Here is a 26,834-nt window from a genome sequence, read left to right on the forward strand (position 1 = left end):
GATTAACACTAGCGCGATTTAGACGAGTACGTTAGGCTCTGACCGTTTGCAAGCCGCTGCCACACGATGACGGAACAACAAATACAACGTATGAAAAAACGTATTCCCAGCCTCCTGGCCACCATGATTGCCAGCGCCTTGTATAGCCAACAGGGCCTCGCTGCCGATCTCGCCACGCAGTGTATGCTTGGCGTACCAAGCTACAATCGTCCTCTGGTTGAAGGGAAACCCAACGACCTGCCGGTGACGATCGATGCCGATCATGCGAAAGGCAACTATCCTGATAACGCCGTATTTACCGGCAACGTTGATATCAATCAGGGGAACAGCCGACTGCAGGCCGATGAAGTTCAGCTTCACCAGCAGCAGGCCGCCGGTCAGCCGCAGCCGGTGCGTACAGTTGATGCCCTCGGCAACGTTCACTATGACGACAATCAGGTGATCCTCAAAGGGCCGAAAGCCTGGTCGAACCTGAACACCAAAGATACCAACGTCTGGCAGGGCGATTACCAAATGGTTGGCCGTCAGGGACGCGGTACCGCTGACCTGATGAAACAGCGCGGCGAAAACCGCTACACCATTTTAGAAAACGGCAGCTTCACCTCGTGTCTGCCCGGCTCTGACACCTGGAGCGTGGTCGGCAGTGAAGTTATCCACGACCGCGAAGAACAGGTCGCTGAGATCTGGAACGCCCGCTTCAAGCTCGGTTCCGTGCCGATTTTTTACAGCCCTTACCTGCAGCTGCCGGTGGGTGACAAGCGTCGTTCGGGCTTCCTGATCCCCAACGCCAAATACAGCACCAAAAACGGCGCGGAGTTCTATCTTCCTTACTACTGGAACATCGCCCCGAACTTCGACGCCACGCTGACGCCGCACTATATGAGCAAGCGCGGCGGCGTCATGTGGGAGAACGAATTCCGCTATCTGACCAAAGCAGGAACCGGTTTAATCGAGTTCGATTACCTGCCTTCGGATAAAATCTACCAGGACGATCACTCAGGCGACTCCAATAGCCGCCGTTGGCTGTTCTACTGGAACCATTCCGGCGTCGTAGACCAGGTATGGCGCTTCAACGCCGATTACACCAAAGTCAGCGACCCGGACTACTTTAACGACTTCAGCTCGAAATACGGTTCCAGTACCGATGGCTACGCCACGCAGAAACTCAGCGCCGGCTACGCTAATCAGAACTTTGACGCCACCGTATCGACCAAGCAGTTCCAGGTCTTTGACCGCGACTCAAGCAATGCCTATTCCGCCGAGCCGCAGCTGGACGTGAACTACTACCAGAACGATGTCGGCCCGTTTGATACCCATCTTTATGGCCAGGCAGTGCATTTTGTTAACTCGAACAGCAGAATGCCGGAAGCGACGCGCGTTCACTTCGAGCCAACCATCAACCTGCCGCTGTCTAACGGTTGGGGAAGCATCAATACTGAGGCCAAACTGCTGGCAACCCATTACCAGCAAAGCAACCTTGACGACTACAACGCGGCCAACGGTACCGATTATAAAGACTCCGTTAACCGCGTGATGCCGCAGTTTAAAGTCGATGGCAAAATGGTTTTCGAGCGTGATATGCAGGAGAACTATACCCAGACGCTTGAACCGCGGATGCAGTATCTGTATATCCCTTATCGCGACCAAAGCAAGATCGGCAGCTACGACTCAACGCTGCTGCAATCGGACTACAGCGGCCTGTTCCGCGACCGCACCTACAGCGGTCTCGATCGTATAGCTTCCGCCAATCAGGTCTCCACCGGCGTCACATCTCGCGTTTATGATGCCGCCGCCGTTGAACGTTTTAATATTTCCGTTGGTCAAATCTACTATTTCACCGAGGCACGTACCGGTGACGACAACATCAACTGGGAGAACAACGACACGCGAGGTTCACTGGTATGGGCTGGCGATACTTACTGGCGCATCACCGACGACTGGGGCTTACGCGGGGGAATTCAGTACGATACGCGTCTGGATAACGTCGCTACCGGCAGCGGAACCGTGGAATACCGTCGCGACGAAAACCGTTTAGTACAACTTAACTATCGTTATGCGAGCCCGGAATACATTCAGGCGACCCTGCCGTCTTATTCCACCGCTAAGCAGTACAAAGATGGTATCTCGCAGGTGGGGATGACCGCCAGCTGGCCAATCGTCGATCGTTGGGCAGTCGTCGGCGCGTATTACTACGACACGAATACCAGAAAGTCAGCGAACCAGATGTTAGGGGTTCAGTATAGCTCCTGCTGCTACGCTATCCGCGTCGGCTATGAACGTAAGATCAACGGCTGGGATAACAGCAGCAGCGAAAGCAAATACGACAACACTTTCGGCTTTAACATTGAGCTGCGCGGCCTGAGCTCCAATTACGGTCTCGGCACCCAGCAGATGCTGCGTTCGAACATTTTACCGTACCAGAGCTCCCTGTGATGTGGCTGGTTTAAAACGTAATCCGCAATTGCGGTTAATTGAAATGGAAAAAGTATGAAGAACTGGAAAACGCTGCTTCTCGGTATCGCCATGATCGCGAATACCAGTTTCGCTGCCCCACAGGTTGTCGATAAAGTAGCGGCTGTCGTCAATAATGGCGTTGTTCTGGAAAGCGACGTCGATGGCTTGATGCAATCGGTAAAACTTAACGCCGGCCAGGCCGGGCAGCAGCTGCCGGATGACGCCACCCTGCGTCATCAGATCCTTGAACGTCTGATCATGGACCAGATTGTCCTGCAAATGGGCCAGAAAATGGGCGTGAAGATCTCTGACGATCAGCTCGACCAGGCGATCGCCAACATTGCAAAACAGAACAACATGACCATGGATCAGATGCGTAGCCGTCTGGCCTATGACGGCATTAACTACAACACCTACCGTAATCAGATTCGTAAAGAGATGATTATTTCGGAAGTGCGTAACAATGAAGTTCGTCGTCGCATCACCGTTCTGCCGCAGGAAGTTGAAACTCTGGCAAAACAGATCGGCGATCAGAACGACGCCAGTACCGAACTGAACCTCAGCCACATCCTGATCCCGCTGCCGGAAAACCCGACTTCTGAGCAGGTTGCTGAAGCTCAGGACCAGGCAAACTCCGTGGTTGAGCAGGCGCGCAGCGGTGCGAACTTCGGCAAGCTGGCTATCACCTACTCTGCTGACCAGCAGGCGCTGAAAGGCGGCCAGATGGGCTGGGGCCGGATTCAGGAGCTGCCGGGCATCTTCGCCCAGGCGCTGAGCACCGCGAAAAAAGGCGATATCGTCGGCCCAATACGCTCCGGCGTTGGCTTCCATATCCTGAAAATTAACGATATGCGCGGCGGCAGCCAGAATATCTCCGTGACTGAAGTTCACGCCCGTCACATCCTGCTGAAACCGTCGCCGATCATGAACGACGATCAGGCTCGGGCGAAGCTGGAGCAGATCGCGGCTGACATCAAGAGCGGGAAAACCACGTTTGCCAAAGCGGCGAAAGAGTTCTCTGAAGATCCGGGCTCTGCCAACCAGGGCGGCGATTTAGGTTGGGCGACGCCGGATATCTTCGATCCGGCTTTCCGCGACGCCATTCTGCGCCTCAATAAAGGCCAGACCAGCGCTCCGGTTCACTCCTCCTTCGGCTGGCACCTGATTGAGCTGCTGGATACCCGCAACGTCGACAGAACCGACGCCGCGCAGAAAGATCGCGCTTATCGCATGCTGATGAACCGTAAGTTCTCTGAGGAAGCGGCGACCTGGATGCAGGAACAGCGCGCCAGCGCCTACGTGAAGGTTCTGAGCAACTAATCGCATTAGCCTCATACACAACATCACTCAGGGTGTATCGAGGCGGCTGAGCAAATCGCCCCGGTCTCTGACGGGGGCGACGAAGCGCAGCCAGTAAGAGACCGCCTGAAGGATGAAGTGTATGAATCGAGTTGTTATCACTCCCGGTGAACCCGCCGGGATTGGCCCCGACCTCGTTGTGCAGCTTGCGCAGCGCGACTGGCCGGTAGAGCTGGTGATCTGCGCCGATGGCGCTCTGTTATCTGACCGGGCGAAGCTGCTCGGTCTTCCTTTAGCGCTTCTGCCTTACGACCCCTCCGCCCCCGCTACGCCGCAGCGCGCAGGCACTCTGACGCTTCTCCCCGTCGCGCTCAACGCGCCGGTTGAACCGGGCGTGCTCAACGTCAGCAACGGCAGCTACGTAGTGGACACGCTGGCCCGCGCCTGCGATGGTTGCCTGAACGGCGAGTTCGCCGCGCTGATTACCGGTCCGGTGCACAAGGGCATTATTAACGATGCGGGGATCGCATTTACCGGTCATACCGAGTTCTTTGAAGAGCGCTCGCAGGCCAGTAAAGTGGTGATGATGCTGGCGACGGAAGCGCTGCGCGTGGCGCTGGTGACCACTCACCTGCCGCTAAAAGCGATAAGCGATGCGATTACCCCTGAGCTGCTGCGGGAAATCATCACTATCCTGGATCACGATCTGCGCACCAAATTTGGCATCAGCAACCCGCACGTGCTGGTTTGCGGCCTGAACCCGCACGCCGGCGAAGGCGGCCATATGGGGACGGAAGAGATCGATACCATCATTCCGGTGCTCGAAGAGATGCGCGCGAAGGGCATGAATCTCAGCGGCCCGCTGCCGGCGGATACCCTGTTTCAGCCGAAATATCTCGACCATGCCGATGCCGTGCTCGCGATGTATCACGATCAGGGCCTGCCCGTGCTAAAATACCAGGGCTTTGGCCGCGGCGTGAATATTACGCTCGGTTTACCATTTATTCGCACTTCCGTTGACCACGGCACCGCGCTTGAACTTGCGGGCCAGGGGAAAGCGGAAGTCGGCAGTTTTATCACGGCGCTTAATCTCGCCATTAAAATGATTGTTAATACTCAATGAATAATCGAGTCCATCAGGGCCACTTAGCCCGTAAACGCTTCGGGCAAAACTTTCTCAACGATCAATTTGTGATCGACAGCATTGTCTCGGCCATCAATCCACAAAAAGGCCAGGCGATTGTTGAAATCGGCCCCGGCCTCGCCGCGCTGACCGAACCGGTTGGCGAACGCCTCGACCAGCTCACCGTTATCGAGCTGGACCGCGACCTGGCCGCTCGTCTGCAAACACATCCGTTCCTCGGACCTAAGCTGACGATTTATCAGCAGGATGCGATGACCATGAACTTTGGTGAGCTGTCGCAGAGCATGGGCCAGCCGCTGCGCGTCTTCGGCAACCTGCCGTACAATATCTCGACCCCGCTGATGTTCCATCTGTTCAGCTATACTGATGCCATTGCCGATATGCACTTTATGCTGCAAAAAGAGGTCGTCAATCGCCTGGTTGCCGGGCCGAACAGTAAGGCGTATGGTCGGTTAAGCGTAATGGCGCAGTACTACTGCCAGATCATCCCGGTACTTGAAGTGCCGCCGAGCGCCTTTACGCCGCCGCCTAAAGTCGATTCCGCCGTAGTGCGTCTGGTGCCTTACCGCACGCTGCCGCATCCGGTGAAAGAAGTACGCGTACTGAGCCGTATCACGACAGAAGCGTTTAACCAGCGTCGGAAAACGATCCGCAACAGCCTCGGCAACCTGTTCAGCGTTGAGGTTCTGACCGAACTGGGTATCGACCCGGCGAAGCGCGCAGAGAATATTTCCGTGGCGCAGTACTGTCAGCTAGCTAACTGGTTATCTGAGAACGCGCCCACCAAGGAGAGCTAACCATGATTAATTCGCCCCGAGTATGTGTGCAGGTACAAAGCGTCTATATCGAATCGCAATCTTCTCCGGAAGAAGAGCGTTACGTCTTTGCTTATACCGTCACCATTCGCAATCTGGGGCGAACTCAGGTTCAGCTTCTTGGCCGCTACTGGCTTATCACCAACGGCCACGGTCGCGAGACCGAAGTCCAGGGTGAAGGGGTTGTCGGCGAGCAGCCGCATATTCCCGCTGGCGGTGAGTATCAATATACCAGCGGCGCGGTCATTGAAACGCCGCTGGGCACCATGCAGGGACATTATGAGATGATCGATGTGAACGGCGCGCCGTTCTCCATTGAAGTCCCTGTTTTCCGTCTCGCAGTACCAACCCTCATCCATTAAAACAATGTCTACATACCTTATTGGCGACGTTCACGGTTGCTACGATGAACTGATCGCATTATTAGAGCAGGTGGAGTTTAACCCTGAGGTTGATACGCTGTGGCTCACGGGCGACCTGGTCGCGCGCGGCCCCGGTTCTCTGGAAGTGCTGCGTTTCGTGAAACAGCTTGGCGATAGCGTTCGCATCGTCCTTGGCAATCATGACCTGCACCTGCTGGCGGTCTTTGCGGGCATTAGCCGCAATAAACCCAAAGATCGGCTGAAATCGCTACTCGAGGCACCGGATGCCGACGATCTGCTCAACTGGCTGCGTCGTCAGCCAATGATGCAAATCGATGAAGAGAAAAAGCTGGTCATGGCCCATGCCGGGATCACCCCGCAATGGGATCTGGAAACCGCCAAACAGTGCGCCCGCGATGTGGAAGCCGTGCTCGCCAGCGACTCCTATCCGTTCTTCCTCGACGCGATGTACGGCGATATGCCGAACAACTGGAGTAACGAGCTCAGCGGCCTGGCGCGCCTGCGCTTTATCTCCAACGCCTTTACCCGCATGCGCTACTGCTTCCCGAACGGGCAGTTGGATATGTACGCCAAAGAGGCGCCGGAAAACGCCCCCGCGCCGCTCAAGCCGTGGTTTGCCATTCCCGGACCGGTGGCCAACGAGTACAGTATTGCTTTCGGTCATTGGGCTTCACTGGAAGGAAAAGGCACGCCGGAAGGCATTTACGCGCTGGATACCGGCTGCTGCTGGGGCGGCGATCTGACCTGCCTGCGCTGGGAAGATAAGACATATTTTACGCAGCCATCAAACCGGCAGGTAAATCTTGATGGGGATGAGGCAATCGCCTCCTGAAGATAGTCCCCCGGTGGGCTAAGCCACCGGGGAAAGCTTTAGCGGCGCTCCAGAATCTCGAAGCAGTAGCTATGGGAATTCTGCGCATCGGCATCGTGGAACTCGCTGAATACCGACTCCCACTCGTCCGGGTCGTAATCCGGGAAATGAGTATCGCCCTCCACTTCCGCATCAATATGCGTCAGATAGAGCTTGTGTGCTTTCGGCAGGAACTGCTCATACACGCGACCGCCGCCGATCACCATCATCTCTTCCACGTCGCCGCAGGCGGCAATAGCTTCATCGACCGATTTGACCCACTCCACGCGCTCGTCGGTTCCGGGCTGGCTGCTAATCACGATATTTTTACGTCCCGGTAACGGACGACCGATGGATTCCCAGGTAAGACGTCCCATCACTACCGGTTTGTTTAAGGTATTGCGCTTAAACCAGGCGAGATCGGCAGGCAGGTTCCATGGCATGGCGTTTTCCATACCAATGACGCGATCTACCGCTAACGCCGCAATCAGACTGATCATTAAATAATTCCCGAATGCAAAAAATTGTCGCCACTATACGGAAAGCGTAATACTTCGTCGACTGGGCAAAGGGTAAAGAATCAGAAAATTTTAAGTTTTGCTGGCGAGCCCACGTAAGCCCCGTGAGCCGCCAGAACAGGATTTAAATTGAAAACAAAATGTTACTTGTAAAGCTAACGTAACACCCTGAATTTACCCTATACCGAGGGCTTATTCTCCGGTTCATCAGCGATATCGCCGGTATGCCGTCCCTCTTCCGTCCCCTGCCAGCCGTGACGCTGAACCAGCGATAAATGATTGCGGTCCTCGTTAATAATGCCGGTCAGCATATCGCTGGTACGTTTGAACACCGCCACCCGCGAAGCCGCATCGTTTTCCGCCATCGCCACCATCTCTTCAACCATTTGCAGGTTGAAACGGCGGAACAGGTCGGCGCGTTCCCGGGCCTCATAGGCGCCGAGGCCCAGCGCCTCCAGCGTCATACGCCCGGACTTCAGCGCCGCTTCAAAGGTTTCGCGCTCCGGCGCTTCGACTCCGGCCTGGCGCAGCTTAATATAATGATCGACATCGCGGGCGCGGGAGATGATCTGCAGATGTGGGAAATGCTCTTTTGCCAGCTCCGCCAGCTGCAGGTTCGTCTGCGGATCGTCGATGGCGTTAATCAGCACTTCCGCTTTTTCCGCCCCCGCCGATTCCAGCAGGTCAACCCGCGTCGCATCGCCGTAGAACACCTTCATATCAAACTTACGCAGGGTATCGACGTGGTCAGGATCGTGATCGAGGATCACCATCTTCACGCCGCTGGAGAGCAGCACGCGGCCGGCAATCTGCCCGTAACGACCGAAGCCGGCGATAATCACCCGCGGCTGCTCTTCATCAATTTCATCGGCTTCGCGCTCCTGGCCGCTGGCGGATTTCTCCAGACGGGTCAGCAACACCAGCAAGATTGGCGTGGCAGCCATCGATAGCGCCACCGCCAGGGTCAACGCCTTCGCCCATTCGCCGTCCAGGACATCGGCCATCTGCGCCGCGCCGAAGACCACAAAGGCGAATTCACTCCCCTGCCCCAGCAGCACCGCAAACCAGCGGCGCTGGGCGCGAGGTACGCCTAACGGCCTGGCGATCAGCCACAGCATCAGGGACTTAATCACCAGGAATCCCACCAGCAAAATCAGGATCCGCAGCGGATGAGTGACCAGGGTACCGAAGTCGATAGACATGCCGACGCCGATAAAAAACAGCCCCAGCAGCAGCCCCTTAAACGGTTCAATATCGCTCTCCAGGGCGTGGCGGTACTCCGAGCTCGCCAGCAGCACCCCGGCGAGGAAGGCCCCCATCGCCATCGACAGCCCGACCTCTTCCAGCAGCAGTCCGAAGCCAAATACCAGGAACATGGCCACGGCGCTGAAGACTTCGCGCAGCCCGGAGCGCGCGACAAAACGCAGCATAGGCCGGGTCAGATAACGTCCGAGCGCCACCACCAGCGCCAGCGCACCCGCTACTTTCAGCGCCGAGAGCGCAAACGCGCCCAAGGTCGTCGAGCCGCCGCTTGCCGCCAGCAGCGGGATCATCGCCACCAGAGGAATGGCCGCGATATCCTGAAACAGCAGCACCGCGAAAGCGCTGCGGCCCAGTTGCGTAACCGTCAGGTTACGTTCGTTCATCGCCTGCATGGCGATCGCCGTTGAGGAGAGCGCCAGGGTCATACCAATCAGCTCGGCAACCTGCCAGCGCAGACCAAGCGACATGCAGAACAGGCCGATCAGCACGCCGCAGACAACCATCTGCAGCGCCCCGCCGCCGAACACCGAGGCGCGCAGTTTCCACAATCGTTGGGGATCCAGCTCCAGGCCGATGACAAAAAGCATCAGCACCACGCCGATTTCGGCAAAGTGCAGAATCGACTCGGCGTCGGTGACCAGCCGCAGCCCCCACGGGCCAATAATACAGCCAGCAATTAAATAGCCGAGTACCGACCCCAGTCCAAGACGTACGGCAATCGGCACAATTAGCGCAGCGGATCCTAAATAGATCAGCGCCTGTATCAGCGTATGGCTATCCATGGTTGTGCGCCTCCTGCCATTCGATTAAACGTTGACGATAGCGGCGCGCCTGCGCCTGAAGGGTTTCGTCATCGCAGATAAAAGTGCAATGCATCGCGAACGGCGGCAGCCATTTCATGCCGCAATACAGCGCGGTGGCCTGCAGCGGCTGCGCCAGCACGTCGAAACCGGGGAAGGAACCGATATCAAAGTGGCTTTCGCCGCCGCCGGTGGTGACTGCCCACATTAGCGATTTACCGTGCAGCGCGATACCGTTGTGCCCGTATGCCCAGCCGTGCGCCAGTACCTTATCCAGCCACAGCTTCAGCAACGGCGGTACGCTGTACCACTGCATCGGATGCTGCCAGATAACCAGATCGGCTCGGGCCAGCGCGGCCTGCTCGGCGGCGATATCGATATTGAAATCGGGATAAAGTTGATAGAGGGAGCGTATCTCTACGCCGTCAAGCGTTCCTGCCTGTTCAAGCATCCGCTTATTCGCATGCGAGTGCTGCGGATAAGGGTGCGCATAAATTATGAGAATCATTGATTAGCCTGCGTTAGTTCTTGTTGTAATCAGCAAGAGTGTAGACAGTTAATCGAATCGCTTACAATGATAAGTGTGATTTAAATCTCATTCAGGATGAGGGGCTGTCAGATGTGCGCAAAGGTAAGGACAGATATGACCCCGCCGCACGGGGCCATGGAGAACGCTTAGTTATCCAGTTCATCCATCGATTTAACCTGATCGCGATTGATCTGCTCGGTGCGGCCAGTCTCGGCATTTTTGTAGGACACAAGCCCGGTATCATCGTCCACCTGCGGCTTGCCATCGGTCACAATGGTTTTGCCGTCGGTCGTTTTTAGCGACTGATTGGATGAGCAGCCAGCGACGGTAAAAAGCGCGGCAGCGGCGAAAACAGCAGCAGTGAGGGGTTTATATTGCATCGTGTTTCTCTCCCGTTATTAAGAGCCTATCCCATTAGGACTATTTCACTTGCCATTTTGGACCTGGGCAGTGCTCGAAATCCTCACGTACTACGTGTACGCTCCGGTTTCTCCGCGCTGTCCGTATCCAAACTGGCTGCGCCAATAACGCCTACTGGGATAGGCTCTAAGTCATATTAATTATCACCCTAACCACTTTAGGCTAGCTGACTGAACCGAGGGAGAAAACCAGAACTCTCCGAAGTGGCCTGTTAGCGCCAGGCCCTCTATTTTTGATCGGCGTTCAGCGCCGCGGGGAGCGTCACTTTATTCCGCCCGGGCTTAGCGCCACGCAAAAAAAAAAAGCGCCTCCGGCGTTGGCCACCGGAGGCGCTATTAGTGGCAGATGAGATTACTTTTTAATCTGCGCGTGCATTTCTTGTACCGATGTCACCTTCTCCATCGCGTTGGCGTTCAGCGCCATTGCGGTGGCGAAACCGCCGTTCAGCGTGGTGTCATAGTGCACTTTGTACTGCAGCGCACTGCGGCGAATCAGCTTGGAGTCTTCAATCGCCTGACGACCTGCGGTGGTGTTGATGATATAGGTATATTCGCCATTCTTAATACGGTCCTGAATGTGCGGACGACCTTCATGCACCTTGTTCACCAGACGCGGGTTGATGCCGGCTTCGCCCAGCACAATCGCGGTACCGTGAGTGGCATCCAGCTCAAAACCGAACTTCAGCAGTTTTGCCGCCAGATCCACCACGCGCTCTTTGTCGCCTTCACGAACGGAGAGCAACGCGCGCCCCTGTTTCTTCATCGTGGAGTTGCTGCCCAGCTGCGCCTTGGCGAAGGCTTCCGCAAAGGTACGTCCCACGCCCATCACTTCACCGGTCGAGCGCATTTCTGGCCCTAACAGCGGGTCAACGCCCGGGAATTTGTTGAACGGCAGCACCACCTCTTTCACCGAGTAGTACGGCGGAATGATTTCTTTGGTCACGCCTTGCTGCGCCAACGTTTTCCCGGCCATCACGCGCGCCGCGACTTTCGCCAGCGGTACGCCAGTGGCTTTCGAGACAAACGGGACGGTACGCGCCGCGCGCGGGTTGACTTCAATCAGGTAGACTTCGTTGTTTTTGACCGCAAACTGCACGTTCATCAGGCCGCGAACCTGCAGCTCAAAGGCCAGCTTCTGCACCTGCTCGCGCATCACATCCTGAATTTCCTGACTCAGGGTGTAGGCCGGCAGTGAACACGCGGAGTCGCCGGAGTGCACGCCCGCCTGCTCGATATGCTCCATGATGCCGCCAATCAGCACCATTTCGCCGTCGCAGATCGCATCAACGTCAACTTCAACCGCATCGTCAAGGAAACGGTCCAGCAGTACCGGCGCATCGTTAGAGACGCTGACCGCGGTCTGGAAGTAACGGCGCAGGTCGATCTCGTCATAGACGATCTCCATCGCGCGACCGCCGAGAACGTAGGACGGGCGCACCACCAGCGGGTAGCCAATCTCTTTCGCTTTTTCGACAGCCATTTCGATCGCGGTCACAGTGGCGTTCGCCGGCTGCTTCAGCTTCAGGCGGTCAACCGCATGCTGGAAGCGCTCACGGTCTTCCGCACGGTCAATCGCATCCGGGCTGGTGCCGATAACCGGCACGCCAGCCGCTTCCAGCGCGCGCGCCAGCTTCAGCGGAGTCTGACCGCCGTACTGTACGATAACGCCTTTCGGCTTCTCGATACGCACGATTTCCAGTACATCTTCCAGCGTCACCGGTTCGAAGTAGAGACGGTCGGAGGTGTCGTAGTCGGTGGAGACGGTTTCCGGGTTACAGTTGACCATAATGGTCTCATAGCCGTCTTCGCGCAGCGCCAGGGAGGCGTGTACGCAGCAGTAGTCAAACTCGATACCCTGACCAATACGGTTCGGGCCGCCGCCGAGTACCATGATTTTATCGCGGTCAACGGACGGGTTCGCTTCGCACTCGTCTTCATAGGTGGAGTACATGTAGGCGGTGTCGGTGGCGAATTCCGCCGCGCAGGTATCCACACGCTTGTAGACCGGGTGCAGGTCGTACTGGTCGCGCAGCTTGCGGATTTCCGCTTCGCGCACGCCCGCCAGCTTCGCCAGACGCGCATCGGCAAAGCCTTTGCGCTTAAGCTGACGCAGGAAGTCGGCGTCGAGGCCGGTAATACCGACTTCGGCCACTTTCTCTTCCAGACGCACCAGCTCTTCAATCTGCACCAGGAACCAGCGGTCGATATTGGTCAGGTTGAAAACGCCGTCGACGGACAGGCCGGCGCGGAAGGCATCGGCGATGTACCAGATACGCTCAGCGCCCGCGTCTTTCAGCTCGCGGCGAATCTTGGTCAGCGCTTCCGGGTCGTCAAGGCTCACCTTCGGGTCGAAACCGGTGGCGCCCACTTCCAGGCCACGCAGCGCTTTTTGCAGGGATTCCTGCTGCGTGCGGCCAATCGCCATCACTTCACCGACAGATTTCATCTGGGTGGTCAGGCGATCGTTGGCGCCAACGAATTTTTCGAAGTTGAAGCGCGGGATTTTAGTCACGACGTAGTCGATGGACGGCTCAAACGACGCCGGGGTACGGCCGCCGGTGATATCGTTCATCAGCTCATCAAGGGTGTAACCTACCGCCAGCTTCGCCGCGACCTTGGCAATCGGGAAGCCGGTGGCTTTCGAGGCCAGCGCCGAGGAGCGGGATACGCGCGGGTTCATTTCGATAACGATCAGGCGACCGTCTTTCGGGTTCACCGAGAACTGAACGTTGGAACCGCCGGTCTCAACGCCGATTTCACGCAGTACCGCCATCGAGGCGTTACGCATGATTTGGTATTCTTTATCGGTCAGGGTCTGCGCCGGCGCAACGGTGATGGAGTCACCGGTATGGATGCCCATGGCGTCAAAGTTTTCGATAGAGCAGACGATGATACAGTTGTCGTTTTTATCACGCACCACTTCCATCTCGTACTCTTTCCAGCCAATCAGCGACTCATCAATCAGCAGTTCATTGGTTGGGGAGAGATCCAGCCCGCGCTCGCAAATCTCTTCGAATTCTTCGCGGTTATAGGCGATACCACCTCCGGTGCCGCCCATGGTAAAGGAGGGACGGATGATACATGGGAAACCAACGTCAGCGGCAACCGCCAGCGCTTCTTCCATAGTATGCGCGATACCGGAACGCGCGGTGTCGAGGCCGATTTTCTTCATCGCCACGTCGAAACGGCGGCGGTCTTCGGCTTTATCAATCGCATCGGCGGTCGCGCCAATCATGGTCACGCCGAATTCTTCAAGCACGCCCTGACGCTCCAGCTCCAGCGCGCAGTTCAGCGCCGTCTGGCCGCCCATGGTCGGCAGAACCGCATCCGGACGCTCTTTCTCAATAATCTTGCGCACCACTTCCCAGTGAATCGGCTCGATGTAGGTGGCATCGGCCATTTCCGGGTCGGTCATGATGGTAGCCGGGTTAGAGTTTACCAGAATGACGCGGTAACCCTCTTCGCGCAGCGCTTTACACGCCTGGGCGCCGGAGTAGTCAAACTCACACGCCTGACCGATAACAATCGGGCCCGCGCCCAGAATCAGGATGCTTTTTATATCTGTACGTTTTGGCATGGCTCTCTTAACTCCTGATTATTTCGCGGACTGACGGTACTGCTCAATTAATTCGATAAAATGGTCGAACAGCGGTGCGGCATCGTGCGGGCCAGGGCTCGCTTCCGGGTGCCCCTGGAAGCTGAACGCCGGTTTGTCGGTACGGTGAATGCCCTGCAGGGTGCCGTCGAACAGCGACTTGTGGGTCACGCGCAGGTTAGCGGGCATCGACGCTTCATCCACCGCAAAACCGTGGTTCTGCGCGGTGATCATCACCACGTTGTTATCCATATCTTTTACCGGATGGTTGCCGCCGTGGTGGCCGAACTTCATCTTCACGGTCTTTGCACCGCTCGCCAGCGCCAGCAGCTGATGGCCGAGGCAGATGCCGAATACTGGAATGTCGGTTTCCAGGAACTTCGTAATCGCGTCGATAGCGTAATCACAAGGCGCCGGGTCGCCAGGGCCGTTGGACAGGAAAATACCGTCCGGATTCATCTTCAGCACCTCTTCGGCGGAGGTCTGCGCCGGAACCACCGTCAGGCGGCAGCCACGATCGACCAGCATGCGCAGAATGTTGCGCTTGGCGCCGAAATCGTAGGCCACCACGTGGAACGGCAGCTCGCTTTCCGCTTTGGCTTCCGGCAGGTCTCCCGCCAGCGTCCAGCTCCCCTGTGTCCAGCTGTAGGTTTCTGCGGTCGTTACTTCCTTCGCCAGATCCATACCGTTGAGGCCCGGGAACGCTTTCGCTTTTTCCAGCGCCAGCTGCGCGTCCGGACTGTCGCCGGCAATGATGCAGCCGTTCTGCGCGCCTTTTTCACGCAGCAGACGGGTCAGCTTACGCGTATCAATATCGGCAATCGCCACGATGTTATGGCGCTTCAGATAAGAAGAGAGGTCTTCGGTGTTGCGGAAGTTGCTGGCAATCAGCGGCAGATCGCGAATGACCAGACCCTGAGCATGTACCTGAGAAGACTCTTCATCGGCGGCATTGGTGCCGACGTTGCCGATATGGGGATAGGTTAGAGTGACGATTTGGCGGGAATAGGAAGGATCAGTGAGGATTTCTTGATAACCGGTCATTGAAGTATTGAAAACGACTTCCCCAACCGCCGTGCCGGTAGCCCCTATGGCCCGACCGTGAAACTGGGTTCCGTCTTCCAGAACCAATAGCGCTGACTTAATCAAAACACCCTCCAGAGAATATCCACTCACTTTATTTGCATATTAATTCATAATGTAGATCTGAATCAATGCAAATCTGTTGCCCGCAGAATTTTGGCAAACGGCGGCATTCTGGAGAGATGGCCGGTAAAAGTCAACTTAAAGCGGATATTTTTAATCTTGTTTCAGGCGACTATTCAGCAATATCGGTCTTAATGGGCAAAAAGATCAACTAACTAGACTGGGAAAACGCTTGCGGAAGAGAATGATTGTAGAATCTTAGCGCAGGGATTGAAAAAGTAGACCAGACGGTCAAAATTCACAATAAAACAACAAAAAAAACATAGATAACGTACTATTTTGAACGCTTAACGATGAAAATCATCTAAACAACCAAAAATAAAAAAGGGCAATAAAGTATTGCCCCTTGCAATCAATTACTTATTGAATGCAATAACCACATCACGATGGGTAATAATCATTATAAAGAGTTCAGTTCAAGCACATCTCGCATATCAAAAAGGCCGTTTTTCATACCTTTTAACCATAAAGCAGAGCGTACGGCGCCATTCGCAAATGTCATCCGGCTGGAGGCCTTGTGACTGATTTCAATGCGTTCACCGATATCCGCAAACATCGCCGTGTGCTCGCCGACGATATCCCCGGCGCGGACGGTCGCAAAACCGATAGTGCCGGGAACACGTTCGCCGGTGTAGCCTTCGCGACTGTAGACCGCACACGCTTTCAGATCTTTATCCAGCGCACCGGCAATCGCTTCTCCCATCGCCAGCGCCGTACCCGATGGCGCATCCACTTTGTGGCGATGATGCGCTTCGATAATCTCAATATCGGTATAGTTGCCCATCACCTTCGCCGCCTTCTCCAGCAGCTTGAGCATCACGTTGACCCCAACGCTGAAGTTGGCGGCAAAGACGATGGCGATCTCCTGCGAAGCCTCGCGAATGGCCTGTTTGCCGGCGTCGTCAAACCCGGTGGTGCCGATAACCATTCCTTTACCGTGTTGACGGCAAAAGGCGAGATGGTTCAGCGTGCCTTCCGGGCGGGTAAAGTCGATGAAAACGTCGAAATCGTCTTTTACCGCCTCAAGGCTGCTTTGCACCACAACCCCCGCCTTGCCTACGCCCGCCAGCTCGCCCGCATCGCTGCCGAGCAGCGACGAACCTTCGCGTTCCAGCGCCGCGCCAAGCGCCGCGCCGTCCATCTGCTGTACCGCCTGAATTAACTGGCGTCCCATCCGGCCGCCCGCGCCCGCGATGGCCACGCGGATTTGTGCATCATGCATAGCTATTCTCTTTTGTTAACACTACGTAAATTGTTTTCAGAGTAACCAGCCCATCGATGGGCCGCTACTCAAAAACACCAATAATTAGAAATTTATGACAAACTGCCGCCGATATCAGTAAAAACTATAAGATTGTGCCGTGAATTTGCCGTTGAGTAGTGAGGAGAAAGGAGCAAGCGCGGTCCGCAACCCCGGATCGGCCCTCTGCTGGCCAATCCGGGTGAACCGTCGAGATAAAAGCGAGCGATTAGTGCAGGAACAGCTCCCCGGCCGGGAAACCGGACAGGAACGAGGTGACCGCCAGCAGGTCGGCGCTGCCACCGGGGCTAAGGTGGCGGACAATCAGTTCATCATCCAGCTGGCGGAGCGCTTCCAGGCCGCCGTCAGTCAGCACACCACCTTCCCACAGTAGCCTTTGCGCCTGCTGCTGAACAAAATTCAGCCCTTCAAGCCCGCCACGCGACACCAGGTTGGTGTCGTCATTCCAGGCCATCAGGTGCAGCAAGGTCTGCAATAACGCCAGATTGGTATCGCCGGTCTCCGCCATAACGCGATTGAATACCGGCATCGCCTGGGTGCGCACAGTGCGAAAGCCGCTTTCCGCTTCGCCCCGTGCGCCGGATAGCCCGTAGCGCAGGAAATGCCCCTCGCCTTTACTCACCTTCTTTCCTTCGGGAGAGGAGAGCTCTCGCCCGACCAGGCCCCGGCAGAAGCGGGCCACCTGATCGCAAACCCGATGCTGCTCAACTGGCTCCCCTCTGGCCACCAGCCTTCCCGCCGCCGCGCTGAGTAGGCCAAAAGCGAAGATCGCGCCGCGATGGGTATTCACCCCGCCGGTAGCTGCCAGCATATCCGTCTCGCAGGCCATGCCCACCGGACGCAGCATCGTCAGCACCTGTTCCGGCATGATATTGGCCGTGTCGTGGCCCATAATGAAAAACTTCTCCATCCATGGGGCGACAACCGCCGTGCTGGCCTCAAAAGAGGCGAGATCCATATCCCGATGGGCGCCGGCGTTACGAATATCCACCAGCCCGGGCTTCGGCGTCAGGCGAACTTCGGTCAACAGCGCCCGTTCTACGCGAGAAACCATCTCCTCCGCCGCCACCGTTTGACGGCTCAACGGGCGTTGCTGGCTCATTATCACTTCGCTCATGCCTTCCTCCTCGATGCGTTAGCTGGCGTTTTTAACCTGATGAATCACATCAATTACCGAACCGTCGCGATAGCGCACGACGGCCACGACGCGGTCGGTAAATTCGATAGGCTCAGGTTTACCGGTTAACAGCTCGGCGCGCTGCTGCAGCTCTTCGATGGTCATCAATGGGATACCGGCATTGCGTAGGGTATCAATCAGATCCTGACGAGCCGGGTTAACAGCGATACCGTGATCGGTTACCAGCACATCTACGCTGGCGCCCGGCGTCACGCGCGTCAGCACTTTCTCTACCACGCACGGAATGCGTCCGCGCACCAGCGGTGCGGTGATAATGGTTAAATCAGCGCCTGCCGCCGTATCGCTGTGGCCGCCGGATGCCCCGCGCAGCACGCCGTTAGAACCAGTCATCACGTTAACGTTGAATCCGATATCGATTTCCAGGGCGCTCAGCATCACCACATTCAGGCGTTCGCAAGCGATACCTTTAGAGCTTGGGTTGGCATATTGGTTAGCAGAAATTTCAATATGGTTGGGGTTATTCGCCAGCGAACGCGCGGCATCTCCGTCGAAGGACTGAGTATCCAGCAGCGCTTTAATCAGGCCCTTTTCATGCAGATCGACCATCGTGCCGGTGATCCCACCCAGACCAAAGCTGGCGGTGATCTCATTGCGACGCATTTTATCTTCGAGGAATCGAGTCACCGCCAGCGACGCGCCGCCGGTGCCGGTTTGCAAAGAGAATCCATCTTTGAAGTAGCCTGAGTGTTCGATCACTTTGGCTGCCTGGCGCGCGATCAGCAGCTCACGCGGATTACTGGTCAACCGGATCGCCCCGGCGGTAATTTTTGCCGGATCGCCAACTTCATCGACCTGAACGATCAGATCAACCTGATCCTGGGCAATGCTCGCCGGGTAATTCGGATAATCAACCCACTCTTCGGTTAGTAGCACCACGCATTTTGCGGCTTCTGCATCGACTTTGGCGTAACCCAGCGAGCCGCAGCGGGATTTACCGCTAAAGCCGTTGGCATTGCCATATTCATCGCAACAGGGCACGCCAAGAAATGCCACATCAATGGTCAGCTCGCCAGTTTGTACTAAATGCGCGCGGCCGCCGTGGGAGTGGATTTGTACCGGGTTTTCCATCAGACCAGCGGAAATCTCTTCTCCCAGTTTACCGCGCAGGCCGGAGGTGTAAATCTGGCGGACCACGCCATTTTTAATATGCTCAATCAGCGGCCAGTGGGCATCGATCAACGAACTTGAGGCCAGCGTCAGATCGCGAAAACCCATTTCAGCCAGCTTCGCCATCACCATATTGATCACTTTGTCGCCGCCGCGAAAGGCGTGGTGAAAGGAGATGGTCATGCCGTTTTGCAGGCCCGAACGGCGAATCGCCTCCTCCAGCGAGGCGCAGATTTTACGTTGGCGCTTTTCGCTTTCACTGGCCAGCCACGGGCTTTTCGCCGTCACACCCGCATAGGGCGCTAATCCTTCCGGCATCACGTACTGCTGATTAAGCATTGCTACGGTTTCTTTCATTATTTGCTCCTTAATCACGAATGCCGGAAGCCGACAGCGCCACGACTTTGCGCGCATGGTCGATAATCGGTCCATCTATCATCTTACCGTTCAGCGATACCACGCCCAGACCGCGCTGTTCCGCCTCTTCCGCCGCCGCGATAACGTCCCGCGCATGCTCAACGTCTTTCAGCGTTGGGGCATAGACCTGATGCAGCAGTTCGATCTGGCGCGGGTTGACCAGCGATTTGCCGTTAAAGCCAAGATTTTTCGCCAGGTTCGCTTCCGCGAGGAACCCCTCTTCATTGTTAATATCCGACCACACCACGTCGTAAGCCGCGATCCCGGCGACTCGCGCCGCGTGCAGCACCGCGCAGCGGGCGTAAAACAGCTCGGTGCCGTCGCCGCGGCAGGTGCCCATATCCATGACGTAATCGAAAGCCGCCAGCGCGATCGCCGACAGGCGCGGGCTGGCGCGAGCAATCTCAACGGCGTTCACCACGCCCAGCGCCGACTCAATCGCCGCCATTAGCTTAGTGCTCCCTACTTCCCGTCCGCACTCGCGTTCAATCCGCTCGACGTGCGCTTCCAGTTCGTGGATATCTTCTTTGCTGTCGGTTTTCGGCAGGCGCACCATGTCCACGCCCGCGCGCACTACCGCTTCAAGATCGGCGAGACCAAACGGCGTATTGAGCGGGTTAATACGCACCACGGTTTCCACATCCCGATAGAGCGGATGCTGTAGCGCGTGATGCACCAGCAGGCGGGCGGTATCTTTTTCACGGAGCGAGACGGCATCTTCGAGGTCAAACATCACCGCGTCAGCGCCGTACACAAACGAGGTGCTTAACATCGCGGCGTTGGCGCCGGGGATAAACAGCATACTGCGACGAGGTTTCATATCTGGCTCCATTGCGGTTGAGATTGTTGCGCCGCGCGCAGCGCCGCGGCCTGAACGCGAGCCTTCAGCACGCATTCGAGCGCGCCTTTATCATCGACGACGACGTTCGCCCGGGTAACGCCAAGCTGCGTCAGCGTCTCTCTGACCACCCGTTCAATCGCCGCGCCAAACTGCTGCTTCACAATGCTGTCGATCTCAAGCTGAATGCCTGGCTCATTAGCCGGCCCGATCCTGACCATCACATCGCTGGATTCCAGCGTGCCGGCCAGGGCGTCAATCTTCATTTCCATAGAAGCTGATCCTTAGTTATGGAGGTAAATCAGGCGGTTTGATGTTCGCTTTCCGCCAGATGCATTAGAAAAGAGAGAGTTCCCGGCGGTACCAGCGGCGCAATCGCCGACCACTGGCGCTGCTGATATAGCCTGCGCACCCGAGAGGCGGAAATCGGCCCGCCCTCTTTCTCAACCCGCGCCAGCTCAACCACCTGAATGGCCGGCGCGTCGCCGGGCGCTTCCAGCAGTTGGCGCATGCGCAGGTTGTACTGGCGGGTTAATTCGCACAGCGGTTCGCTGCCGACAAAGCGGTGGGTTACGCCCAGCGCCGGGGCTAAACGTTCACGGAAGAGTTGTAGATCGATCTGACAGTGACAATCGTCAACCACGCCCTGATCTTTAAGGAAGTAGCCCGGAAACGTGGCCCGGGAGATCAGGTAGGCCGATCCGGGATGCAGGGTCACATTGGCGATCCCGGCGATCCCCTGTTCAATCAGCGCCACGCGATCGCGATAGCTGAAAAACGAAGCATCTTCCTTCACCACGAACAGGTGCAGCCAGTCACACTGGCGAGCGGCTTGCTCCACCAGCCAACGATGCCCCAGGGTAAAGGGATTGGCGTTCATCACGATGGCGCCGATTTTCTCCCCGGGCTGGCGATACATCGTCAGCTGGCGGCAATAGCGCGACAGACGCTCGCGGCTATTCTCCATTAATACAGCCTGATCCCCCGCGCGGGCGATAGGCCAGAATCCGGCACAGGAAAATAGCGCCGCATTGTAGGGTTTGGTGAACAAAAACAGCTCGCTACGGCCCAGTTCATACGCCTGGGTCATCAATTCAGTCAGCAGCTTCAGACTGAGCCCCTCCCCCTGGAGCGAAGGATCGACGGCAATACATTTGAGCACGCAGCCGGCAATCGCGCCGCAGCCGACAATCCGCCGCTGGTATTCGGCAACAATCACGATTTCGCAGTCCACCTCCAGCGAAAGCTGATGCTGGTGAAGAAAGAGGTCAATCGCCTCTCGCCGCCGGGGATCTTTTTGCAACGCGACGCGTTTTAATATCAGATTCATTTTTCTGCGCTTCATTAACCAAAACGAGCTGTATTTCGCCATCGTTCGCATAGCGGTTCTTTTATTTAAATCACACTTTTCCCCGAACCTTAATTGGCTTTATGGTTTTTATGTTGTTAATTAATTCAGAAGAATAAAAACAATTAAATTAATTAAAAACACGGCCAATAAGTGAAGATAATCACATATCATCCTGAGGTACATTTATTATTATGCCGCCGTCCTATTATTGCTTTTTCTAACGGCATTAATACACAAAATCATTCAAGCTGCATCGAGGCGGTAACTGAATGAATCCCAGGAGCTTACGCATAGTAAGTGACTGGGGTGAGTGAAGGCTGCCAACAAAGAGGCAGCTTGAAGGATGATGTGTATATTCCTTTTTTTAACAGGGTGACGTCATATGACTAATATGAGCCAGGCTCCATCTGCAGAGAAAAAAGGCGTTAGCGATATTCTGGGGTTTAAAATCTTCGGCATGCCGCTACCGCTTTACGCCTTTGCGTTAATCACTTTACTACTTTCACACTTTTATAATGCCCTGCCGACCGACATTGTCGGCGGCTTCGCCATCATGTTTATTATTGGCGCCGTTTTTGGAGAAATTGGCAAACGCCTGCCGATCTTCAATAAATATATCGGCGGCGCGCCGGTGATGATCTTCCTCGTGGCCGCCTATTTCGTTTATGCAGGCATTTTCACCCAGAAAGAAATTGATGCAATCACTAATGTGATGGATAAAAGTAACTTTCTGAACTTATTCATCGCAGTATTGATTACTGGTGCAATCCTCTCGGTTAACCGTAAGCTGCTGCTGAAATCTCTGCTGGGTTATATTCCGACCATTTTAATGGGGATCCTCGGCGCATCCATCTTCGGGATTCTCATCGGCTTGTGCTTCGGTATCTCCATCGACCGCATTATGATGCTGTACGTCCTGCCGATTATGGGTGGCGGCAACGGCGCGGGCGCGGTGCCGCTATCTGAAATTTATCACTCCGTCACCGGCCGTTCGCGTGAAGAGTACTACTCCACCGCGATTGCTATCCTGACCATCGCCAACATCTTTGCCATCGTGTTTGCCGCGCTGCTCGATATTATCGGTAAAAAGCACACCTGGCTGAGCGGCGAAGGCGAGCTGGTGCGCAAGGCCTCTTTCAAAGTAGAAGATGATGAAAAAGCGGGCCAGATTACCCATCGCGAAACGGCCGTCGGCCTGGTGCTCGCCACAACCTGCTTCCTGCTGGCCTACGTTATCGCCAAGAAAATTCTGCCAAGCATTGGCGGCGTATCTATCCACTATTTCGCCTGGATGGTGCTGATCGTCGCGGCGCTGAACGCTTCCGGCCTCTGCTCGCCTGAGATTAAAGCTGGCGCTAAACGCCTGTCTGACTTCTTCTCTAAGCAACTGCTGTGGGTACTGATGGTCGGCGTCGGCGTGTGCTACACCGACCTGCAGGAAATTATCGACGCGATTACCTTTGCGAACGTCATCATCGCGGCGGTGATCGTCGTGGGCGCGGTCATCGGCGCGGCCATCGGCGGCTGGATGATTGGCTTCTTCCCGATTGAATCCGCGATCACCGCCGGTCTGTGCATGGCTAACCGCGGCGGCTCGGGCGACCTGGAAGTACTCTCTGCCTGTAACCGTATGAATCTTATCTCTTATGCGCAAATCTCCTCCCGTCTGGGCGGCGGTATTGTGCTGGTCATTGCCAGCATCGTGTTCGGCATGATGATGTAACCAACACGCACGATGGCGATGTTTGAGCGTCAACCACAGCGGTGCTATTTAGGGTCCAGAGCCGGGGGCGGCTTCGGGAAATCCACCCTACTCCTTAGCCGGAAGCACCGGTTGGTTAGCCTTCAGGCACGCCATCGTGCCCTTACTTTTGGATCTTTTCATGAGTGATGCAGTTCTGCTGGGTGAAGGCTTCACCCTGATGTGCCTCGGCATGGGCTTTGTGCTGGCGTTTCTGTTCCTGCTGATTTTCGCCATCCGCAGCATGTCCGCCGCCGTCAACCGCTTCTTCCCGGAACCGGCTCCCGCGCCGAAGGCCACACCTGCCGCCGCGCCCGCTGACGACTTCGCCCGCTTAAAGCCGGTAATTGTCGCCGCTATTCACCACCATCGCCGCCTTAACCCTTAATTCACGGAGGAATCCATGACCGTTGCCATTACCGATGTCGTCCTGCGCGACGCCCACCAGTCCCTTTTTGCCACCCGCCTGCGCCTCGACGATATGCTCCCCGTCGCCGCGCGGCTCGACGACGTGGGCTACGGCTCCCTCGAATGCTGGGGCGGCGCCACCTTCGACGCCTGCATCCGCTTCCTCGGCGAAGACCCCTGGGTCCGCCTGCGCGAACTGAAAAAGGCCATGCCGAAGACCCCGCTGCAGATGCTGCTCCGCGGCCAGAATCTGCTCGGCTACCGCCACTACGCCGATGACGTGGTGCAGCGCTTCGTTGAGCGCGCCGTCAAAAACGGCATGGACGTGTTCCGCGTCTTCGACGCCATGAACGACCCGCGCAATATGCAGGCCGCCCTGCAGGCGGTGCGCAGCCACGGCGCGCACGCCCAGGGCACGCTCTCCTACACCACCAGCCCGGCTCACACCCTGCAGACCTGGCTCGACCTGACCGAACAGCTGCTGGAAACCGGCGTCGATTCCATTGCGATTAAAGACATGTCGGGCATTCTCACCCCGATGGCCGCCTTTGAGCTGGTGAGTGAAATCAAAAAACGTTATGACGTGAAGCTGCACCTGCACTGTCACGCCACCACCGGGATGGCGGAGATGGCCCTGCTGAAGGCCATCGAGGCCGGCGTCGACGGCGTCGATACCGCCATCTCGTCCATGAGTGCCACCTACGGCCACCCGGCCACCGAGGCGCTGGTGGCGACGCTGGCCGGAACGGAGCATGACACCGGGCTGGATATCCTGAAGCTGGAGAGCATCGCCGCGTACTTCCGCGAAGTGCGCAGAAAATACCACGCCTTCGAAGGCCAGCTGAAGGGCACCGACAGCCGTATCCTCGTGGCCCAGGTGCCGGGCGGCATGCTCACCAACCTCGAAGGCCAGCTGAAGCAGCAGAACGCCGCCCACCGTCTGGATGAGGTGCTGGCGGAAATCCCCCGCGTGCGCGAAGACCTCGGCTTTATCCCGCTGGTCACCCCCACCTCGCAGATTGTCGGCACCCAGGCGGTGCTTAACGTCCTCACCGGGGAGCGCTACAAAACCATTGCGAAGGAGACCGCCGGCATTCTGAAGGGCGAGTACGGCCACACCCCGGTGCCGGTCAACGCGGCATTACAGGCCCGCGTGCTGGACGGCGCCGAAGCCATCACCTGCCGCCCGGCGGACCTGCTGAAGCCGGAGCTGGCGGAGCTGGAAGCCGACGTGAAGCGCCAGGCGCAGGAGAAGGGCATTACGCTTGCGGAGAACGCCATCGACGACGTGCTCACCGTGGCGCTGTTCCCGCAGGTCGGCCTGAAGTTCCTTGAGAACCGCCATAACCCGGCGGCCTTTGAGCCGCTGCCGCAGGCGGAAGAGGCAAAACCTGCCGCCGCTCCGGTGAAAGCCGCCGCTTCCGGCGTCTACACCGTGGAAGTGGAAGGGAAAGCCTTTGTGGTGAAGGTCAGCGACGGCGGCGATATCAGCCCGCTGACGGCGGCCGCTCCGGCGGCGCCTTCCGCCCCGGCTCAGGCTGCCGCCCCGGCAGGCGCCGGTACGCCGGTGACCGCGCCGCTGGCGGGCACTATCTGGAAGGTGCTGGCCACCGAGGGCCAGAGCGTGGCCGAGGGCGACGTACTGCTGATTCTGGAGGCCATGAAGATGGAAACCGAAATCCGCGCCGCGCAGGCCGGAACCGTGCGCGGTATCGCGGTGAAATCCGGGGACGCGGTCGCGGTGGGCGACACCCTGCTGGCCCTGGCGTAAGGAAGAGGAACGGAAATGGAAAGTCTGAACGCCCTGATTCAGGGCATGGGGCTGATGCACCTCGGCGGCGGCCAGGCCGTCATGCTGCTGGTGAGCCTGCTGCTGCTGTGGCTGGCCATCGCGAAGAAGTTCGAGCCGCTGCTGCTGCTGCCGATTGGCTTCGGCGGGCTGCTGTCGAATATTCCCGAGGCCGGGCTGGCGCTGACCGCCCTGGAGAGCCTGCTGGCCCATCACGACGCCGGGCAGCTGGCGGTGATTGCGGCGAAGCTTAACTGTACGCCGGACGTTCATGCCATCAAGGAGGCACTGGCCCTGGCGCTGCCGTCGGTGCAGGGGCAGATGGAAGACCTCGCCGTGGATATGGGCTACTCCGCCGGGGTGCTGGCGATTTTTTATAAGGTCGCCATCGGCTCGGGCATCGCCCCGCTGGTGATATTTATGGGCGTCGGGGCGATGACCGACTTCGGCCCGCTGCTGGCCAACCCGAGGACCCTGCTGCTGGGGGCGGCGGCACAGTTCGGCATCTTCGCCACGGTGCTCGGGGCGCTGACGCTGAACTACTTCGGGATTATCAGCTTCACCCTGCCGCAGGCGGCGGCCATCGGCATCATCGGCGGCGCGGACGGGCCGACGGCGATTTACCTCTCCGGGAAACTGGCGCCGGAGCTGCTGGGCGCCATCGCGGTGGCGGCGTACTCGTATATGGCGCTGGTGCCGTTAATCCAGCCGCCGATTATGAAGGCGCTGACCAGCGAGAAGGAGCGGAAAATCCGCATGGTGCAGCTGCGCACGGTGAGTAAGCGGGAGAAGATTCTGTTCCCGGCGGTACTGCTGCTGCTGGTGGCGCTGCTGCTGCCGGACGCGGCGCCGCTGCTGGGGATGTTCTGCTTCGGCAACCTGATGCGCGAGAGCGGGGTGGTGGAGCGCCTGAGCGACACGGTGCAGAACGGGCTGATAAATATCGTGACGATATTCCTCGGGTTATCGGTAGGGGCGAAGCTGGTGGCGGACAAGTTCCTGCAGCCGCAGACGCTGGGGATACTGGTGCTGGGGGTGATTGCGTTCTGCGTGGGGACGGCGGCGGGCGTGCTGATGGCGAAGCTGCTGAACCTGTGCAGTAAGCACAAAATCAACCCGCTGATTGGCTCGGCGGGCGTGTCGGCGGTACCGATGGCGGCGCGGGTGTCGAACAAAGTGGGGCTGGAGTCGGATGCGCAGAACTTCCTGCTGATGCACGCGATGGGCCCGAACGTGGCGGGAGTGATTGGCTCGGCGATTGCCGCCGGGGTGATGCTCAAGTACGTGCTGGCGATGTAAACCGTTACCTTTCCCGGATTATGGCTGACGCCTTATCCGGGCTACAAATGCACCGCCGTCTGCGGATAGGGAGCCCGGACAGGCGCTACGCGCCGCCTCCGGGAAATATCCCAGGCGGCGCCAAAGCCCAAACCGGAGGTACGTAAAACG

22 protein-coding genes are annotated in these 26,834 nt (G+C 57.4%); 10 read left to right on the plus strand and 12 right to left on the minus strand.

Features of this window, described 5'->3' with window-relative positions; all coding sequences use genetic code 11:
- Positions 1 to 90: 90 nt before the first annotated feature.
- The 6 genes from lptD (at position 91) to apaH (ending at position 6,927) form a co-directional block, all read left to right on the plus strand.
- Positions 91 to 2,433, plus strand: coding sequence for an LPS assembly protein LptD (lptD, locus tag EGY08_RS10570; protein ID WP_032742034.1), 2,343 nt, complete (start codon positions 91 to 93; stop codon positions 2,431 to 2,433).
- 54 nt (positions 2,434 to 2,487) lie between these two features.
- Entirely contained in the window at positions 2,488 to 3,774 is a 1,287-nt protein-coding gene (surA, locus tag EGY08_RS10575; protein ID WP_004128832.1) for a peptidylprolyl isomerase SurA, read from the plus strand.
- Between the two features lie 121 nt (positions 3,775 to 3,895).
- Positions 3,896 to 4,876, plus strand: a complete 981-nt coding sequence (gene pdxA, locus EGY08_RS10580; RefSeq protein WP_004128831.1) for a 4-hydroxythreonine-4-phosphate dehydrogenase PdxA — start codon at positions 3,896 to 3,898, stop codon at positions 4,874 to 4,876.
- Positions 4,873 to 5,694, plus strand: a complete 822-nt coding sequence (gene rsmA, locus EGY08_RS10585; RefSeq protein ID WP_004098527.1) for a 16S rRNA (adenine(1518)-N(6)/adenine(1519)-N(6))-dimethyltransferase RsmA — start codon at positions 4,873 to 4,875, stop codon at positions 5,692 to 5,694. The genes pdxA and rsmA overlap by 4 nt, the downstream gene beginning before the upstream one ends.
- Positions 5,695 to 5,696: 2 nt before the next feature.
- Positions 5,697 to 6,074, plus strand: a complete 378-nt coding sequence (gene apaG, locus EGY08_RS10590) for a Co2+/Mg2+ efflux protein ApaG (protein ID WP_004128828.1) — start codon at positions 5,697 to 5,699, stop codon at positions 6,072 to 6,074.
- 4 nt (positions 6,075 to 6,078) lie between these two features.
- Entirely contained in the window at positions 6,079 to 6,927 is an 849-nt protein-coding gene (gene apaH, locus EGY08_RS10595; RefSeq protein ID WP_004128827.1) for a bis(5'-nucleosyl)-tetraphosphatase (symmetrical) ApaH, read from the plus strand.
- A gap of 38 nt (positions 6,928 to 6,965) precedes the next feature.
- Here apaH and folA read toward each other — a convergent pair whose 3' ends face one another.
- The 12 genes from folA to citC all read right to left on the minus strand — a co-directional run bounded on the left by folA (position 6,966) and on the right by citC (position 21,426).
- A complete protein-coding gene (gene folA / locus EGY08_RS10600; protein ID WP_004128826.1) occupies positions 6,966 to 7,445 on the minus strand; it encodes a type 3 dihydrofolate reductase in 480 nt (159 codons plus the stop codon).
- Positions 7,446 to 7,642: 197 nt separating this feature from the next.
- Positions 7,643 to 9,508, minus strand: coding sequence for a glutathione-regulated potassium-efflux system protein KefC (gene kefC, locus EGY08_RS10610; RefSeq protein WP_123828474.1), 1,866 nt, complete (start codon positions 9,506 to 9,508; stop codon positions 7,643 to 7,645).
- Positions 9,501 to 10,034 (minus strand): glutathione-regulated potassium-efflux system oxidoreductase KefF, encoded by a 534-nt coding sequence (gene kefF / locus EGY08_RS10615; protein WP_004128823.1) that lies wholly within the window; start codon positions 10,032 to 10,034, stop codon positions 9,501 to 9,503. The genes kefC and kefF overlap by 8 nt, the downstream gene beginning before the upstream one ends.
- A 167-nt stretch (positions 10,035 to 10,201) precedes the next feature.
- Positions 10,202 to 10,435, minus strand: coding sequence for a YgdI/YgdR family lipoprotein (locus EGY08_RS10620; RefSeq protein ID WP_004098521.1), 234 nt, complete (start codon positions 10,433 to 10,435; stop codon positions 10,202 to 10,204).
- A gap of 391 nt (positions 10,436 to 10,826) precedes the next feature.
- Complete coding sequence (carB, locus tag EGY08_RS10625) at positions 10,827 to 14,051, minus strand: carbamoyl-phosphate synthase large subunit (RefSeq protein WP_004098519.1); 3,225 nt, start codon at positions 14,049 to 14,051, stop codon at positions 10,827 to 10,829.
- An 18-nt stretch (positions 14,052 to 14,069) separates the two neighbouring features.
- Positions 14,070 to 15,218 carry a glutamine-hydrolyzing carbamoyl-phosphate synthase small subunit gene (gene carA / locus EGY08_RS10630; RefSeq protein WP_004128821.1) on the minus strand — a complete coding sequence of 383 codons (1,149 nt, stop codon included), beginning with the start codon at positions 15,216 to 15,218 and terminating at the stop codon, positions 14,070 to 14,072.
- Positions 15,219 to 15,675: 457 nt separating this feature from the next.
- Positions 15,676 to 16,497: a 4-hydroxy-tetrahydrodipicolinate reductase gene (dapB, locus tag EGY08_RS10635; protein ID WP_123828475.1), complete on the minus strand. Its 822-nt coding sequence runs from the start codon at positions 16,495 to 16,497 to the stop codon at positions 15,676 to 15,678.
- A 247-nt stretch (positions 16,498 to 16,744) separates the two neighbouring features.
- Positions 16,745 to 17,638 (minus strand): triphosphoribosyl-dephospho-CoA synthase CitG, encoded by an 894-nt coding sequence (citG, locus tag EGY08_RS10640; RefSeq protein ID WP_369894326.1) that lies wholly within the window; start codon positions 17,636 to 17,638, stop codon positions 16,745 to 16,747.
- A gap of 33 nt (positions 17,639 to 17,671) precedes the next feature.
- On the minus strand, positions 17,672 to 19,198 hold the full coding sequence (citF, locus tag EGY08_RS10645) for a citrate lyase subunit alpha (RefSeq protein WP_049122859.1): 1,527 nt from the start codon (positions 19,196 to 19,198) through the stop codon (positions 17,672 to 17,674).
- A gap of 10 nt (positions 19,199 to 19,208) precedes the next feature.
- Complete coding sequence (gene citE / locus EGY08_RS10650) at positions 19,209 to 20,078, minus strand: citrate (pro-3S)-lyase subunit beta (protein WP_004128813.1); 870 nt, start codon at positions 20,076 to 20,078, stop codon at positions 19,209 to 19,211.
- Positions 20,075 to 20,368: a citrate lyase acyl carrier protein gene (gene citD / locus EGY08_RS10655; RefSeq protein ID WP_004128811.1), complete on the minus strand. Its 294-nt coding sequence runs from the start codon at positions 20,366 to 20,368 to the stop codon at positions 20,075 to 20,077. Before citD ends, citE begins: the two co-directional genes overlap by 4 nt.
- A gap of 29 nt (positions 20,369 to 20,397) precedes the next feature.
- Positions 20,398 to 21,426: a [citrate (pro-3S)-lyase] ligase gene (gene citC, locus EGY08_RS10660; protein WP_032742031.1), complete on the minus strand. Its 1,029-nt coding sequence runs from the start codon at positions 21,424 to 21,426 to the stop codon at positions 20,398 to 20,400.
- Between the two features lie 403 nt (positions 21,427 to 21,829).
- Between citC and citS the strand changes: the two genes are divergently transcribed.
- From citS to EGY08_RS10680, 4 genes are all read left to right on the plus strand, one after another.
- Positions 21,830 to 23,170, plus strand: a complete 1,341-nt coding sequence (citS, locus tag EGY08_RS10665) for a citrate/sodium symporter CitS (RefSeq protein WP_004128807.1) — start codon at positions 21,830 to 21,832, stop codon at positions 23,168 to 23,170.
- A gap of 160 nt (positions 23,171 to 23,330) precedes the next feature.
- The gene (locus tag EGY08_RS10670; protein WP_117085769.1) at positions 23,331 to 23,576 is read left to right on the plus strand and encodes an oxaloacetate decarboxylase subunit gamma; all 246 of its coding nucleotides are present in this window, start codon (positions 23,331 to 23,333) and stop codon (positions 23,574 to 23,576) included.
- Between the two features lie 15 nt (positions 23,577 to 23,591).
- The gene (gene oadA / locus EGY08_RS10675) at positions 23,592 to 25,367 is read left to right on the plus strand and encodes a sodium-extruding oxaloacetate decarboxylase subunit alpha (protein ID WP_004125768.1); all 1,776 of its coding nucleotides are present in this window, start codon (positions 23,592 to 23,594) and stop codon (positions 25,365 to 25,367) included.
- A 15-nt stretch (positions 25,368 to 25,382) separates the two neighbouring features.
- A complete protein-coding gene (locus EGY08_RS10680; protein WP_004125763.1) occupies positions 25,383 to 26,684 on the plus strand; it encodes an oxaloacetate decarboxylase subunit beta in 1,302 nt (433 codons plus the stop codon).
- Positions 26,685 to 26,834 lie beyond the last annotated feature (150 nt).

It is taken from the genome of Klebsiella sp. FDAARGOS_511, from assembly GCF_003812845.1.
In the GTDB taxonomy this organism is placed as follows: Bacteria; Pseudomonadota; Gammaproteobacteria; order Enterobacterales; family Enterobacteriaceae; genus Klebsiella; species Klebsiella grimontii.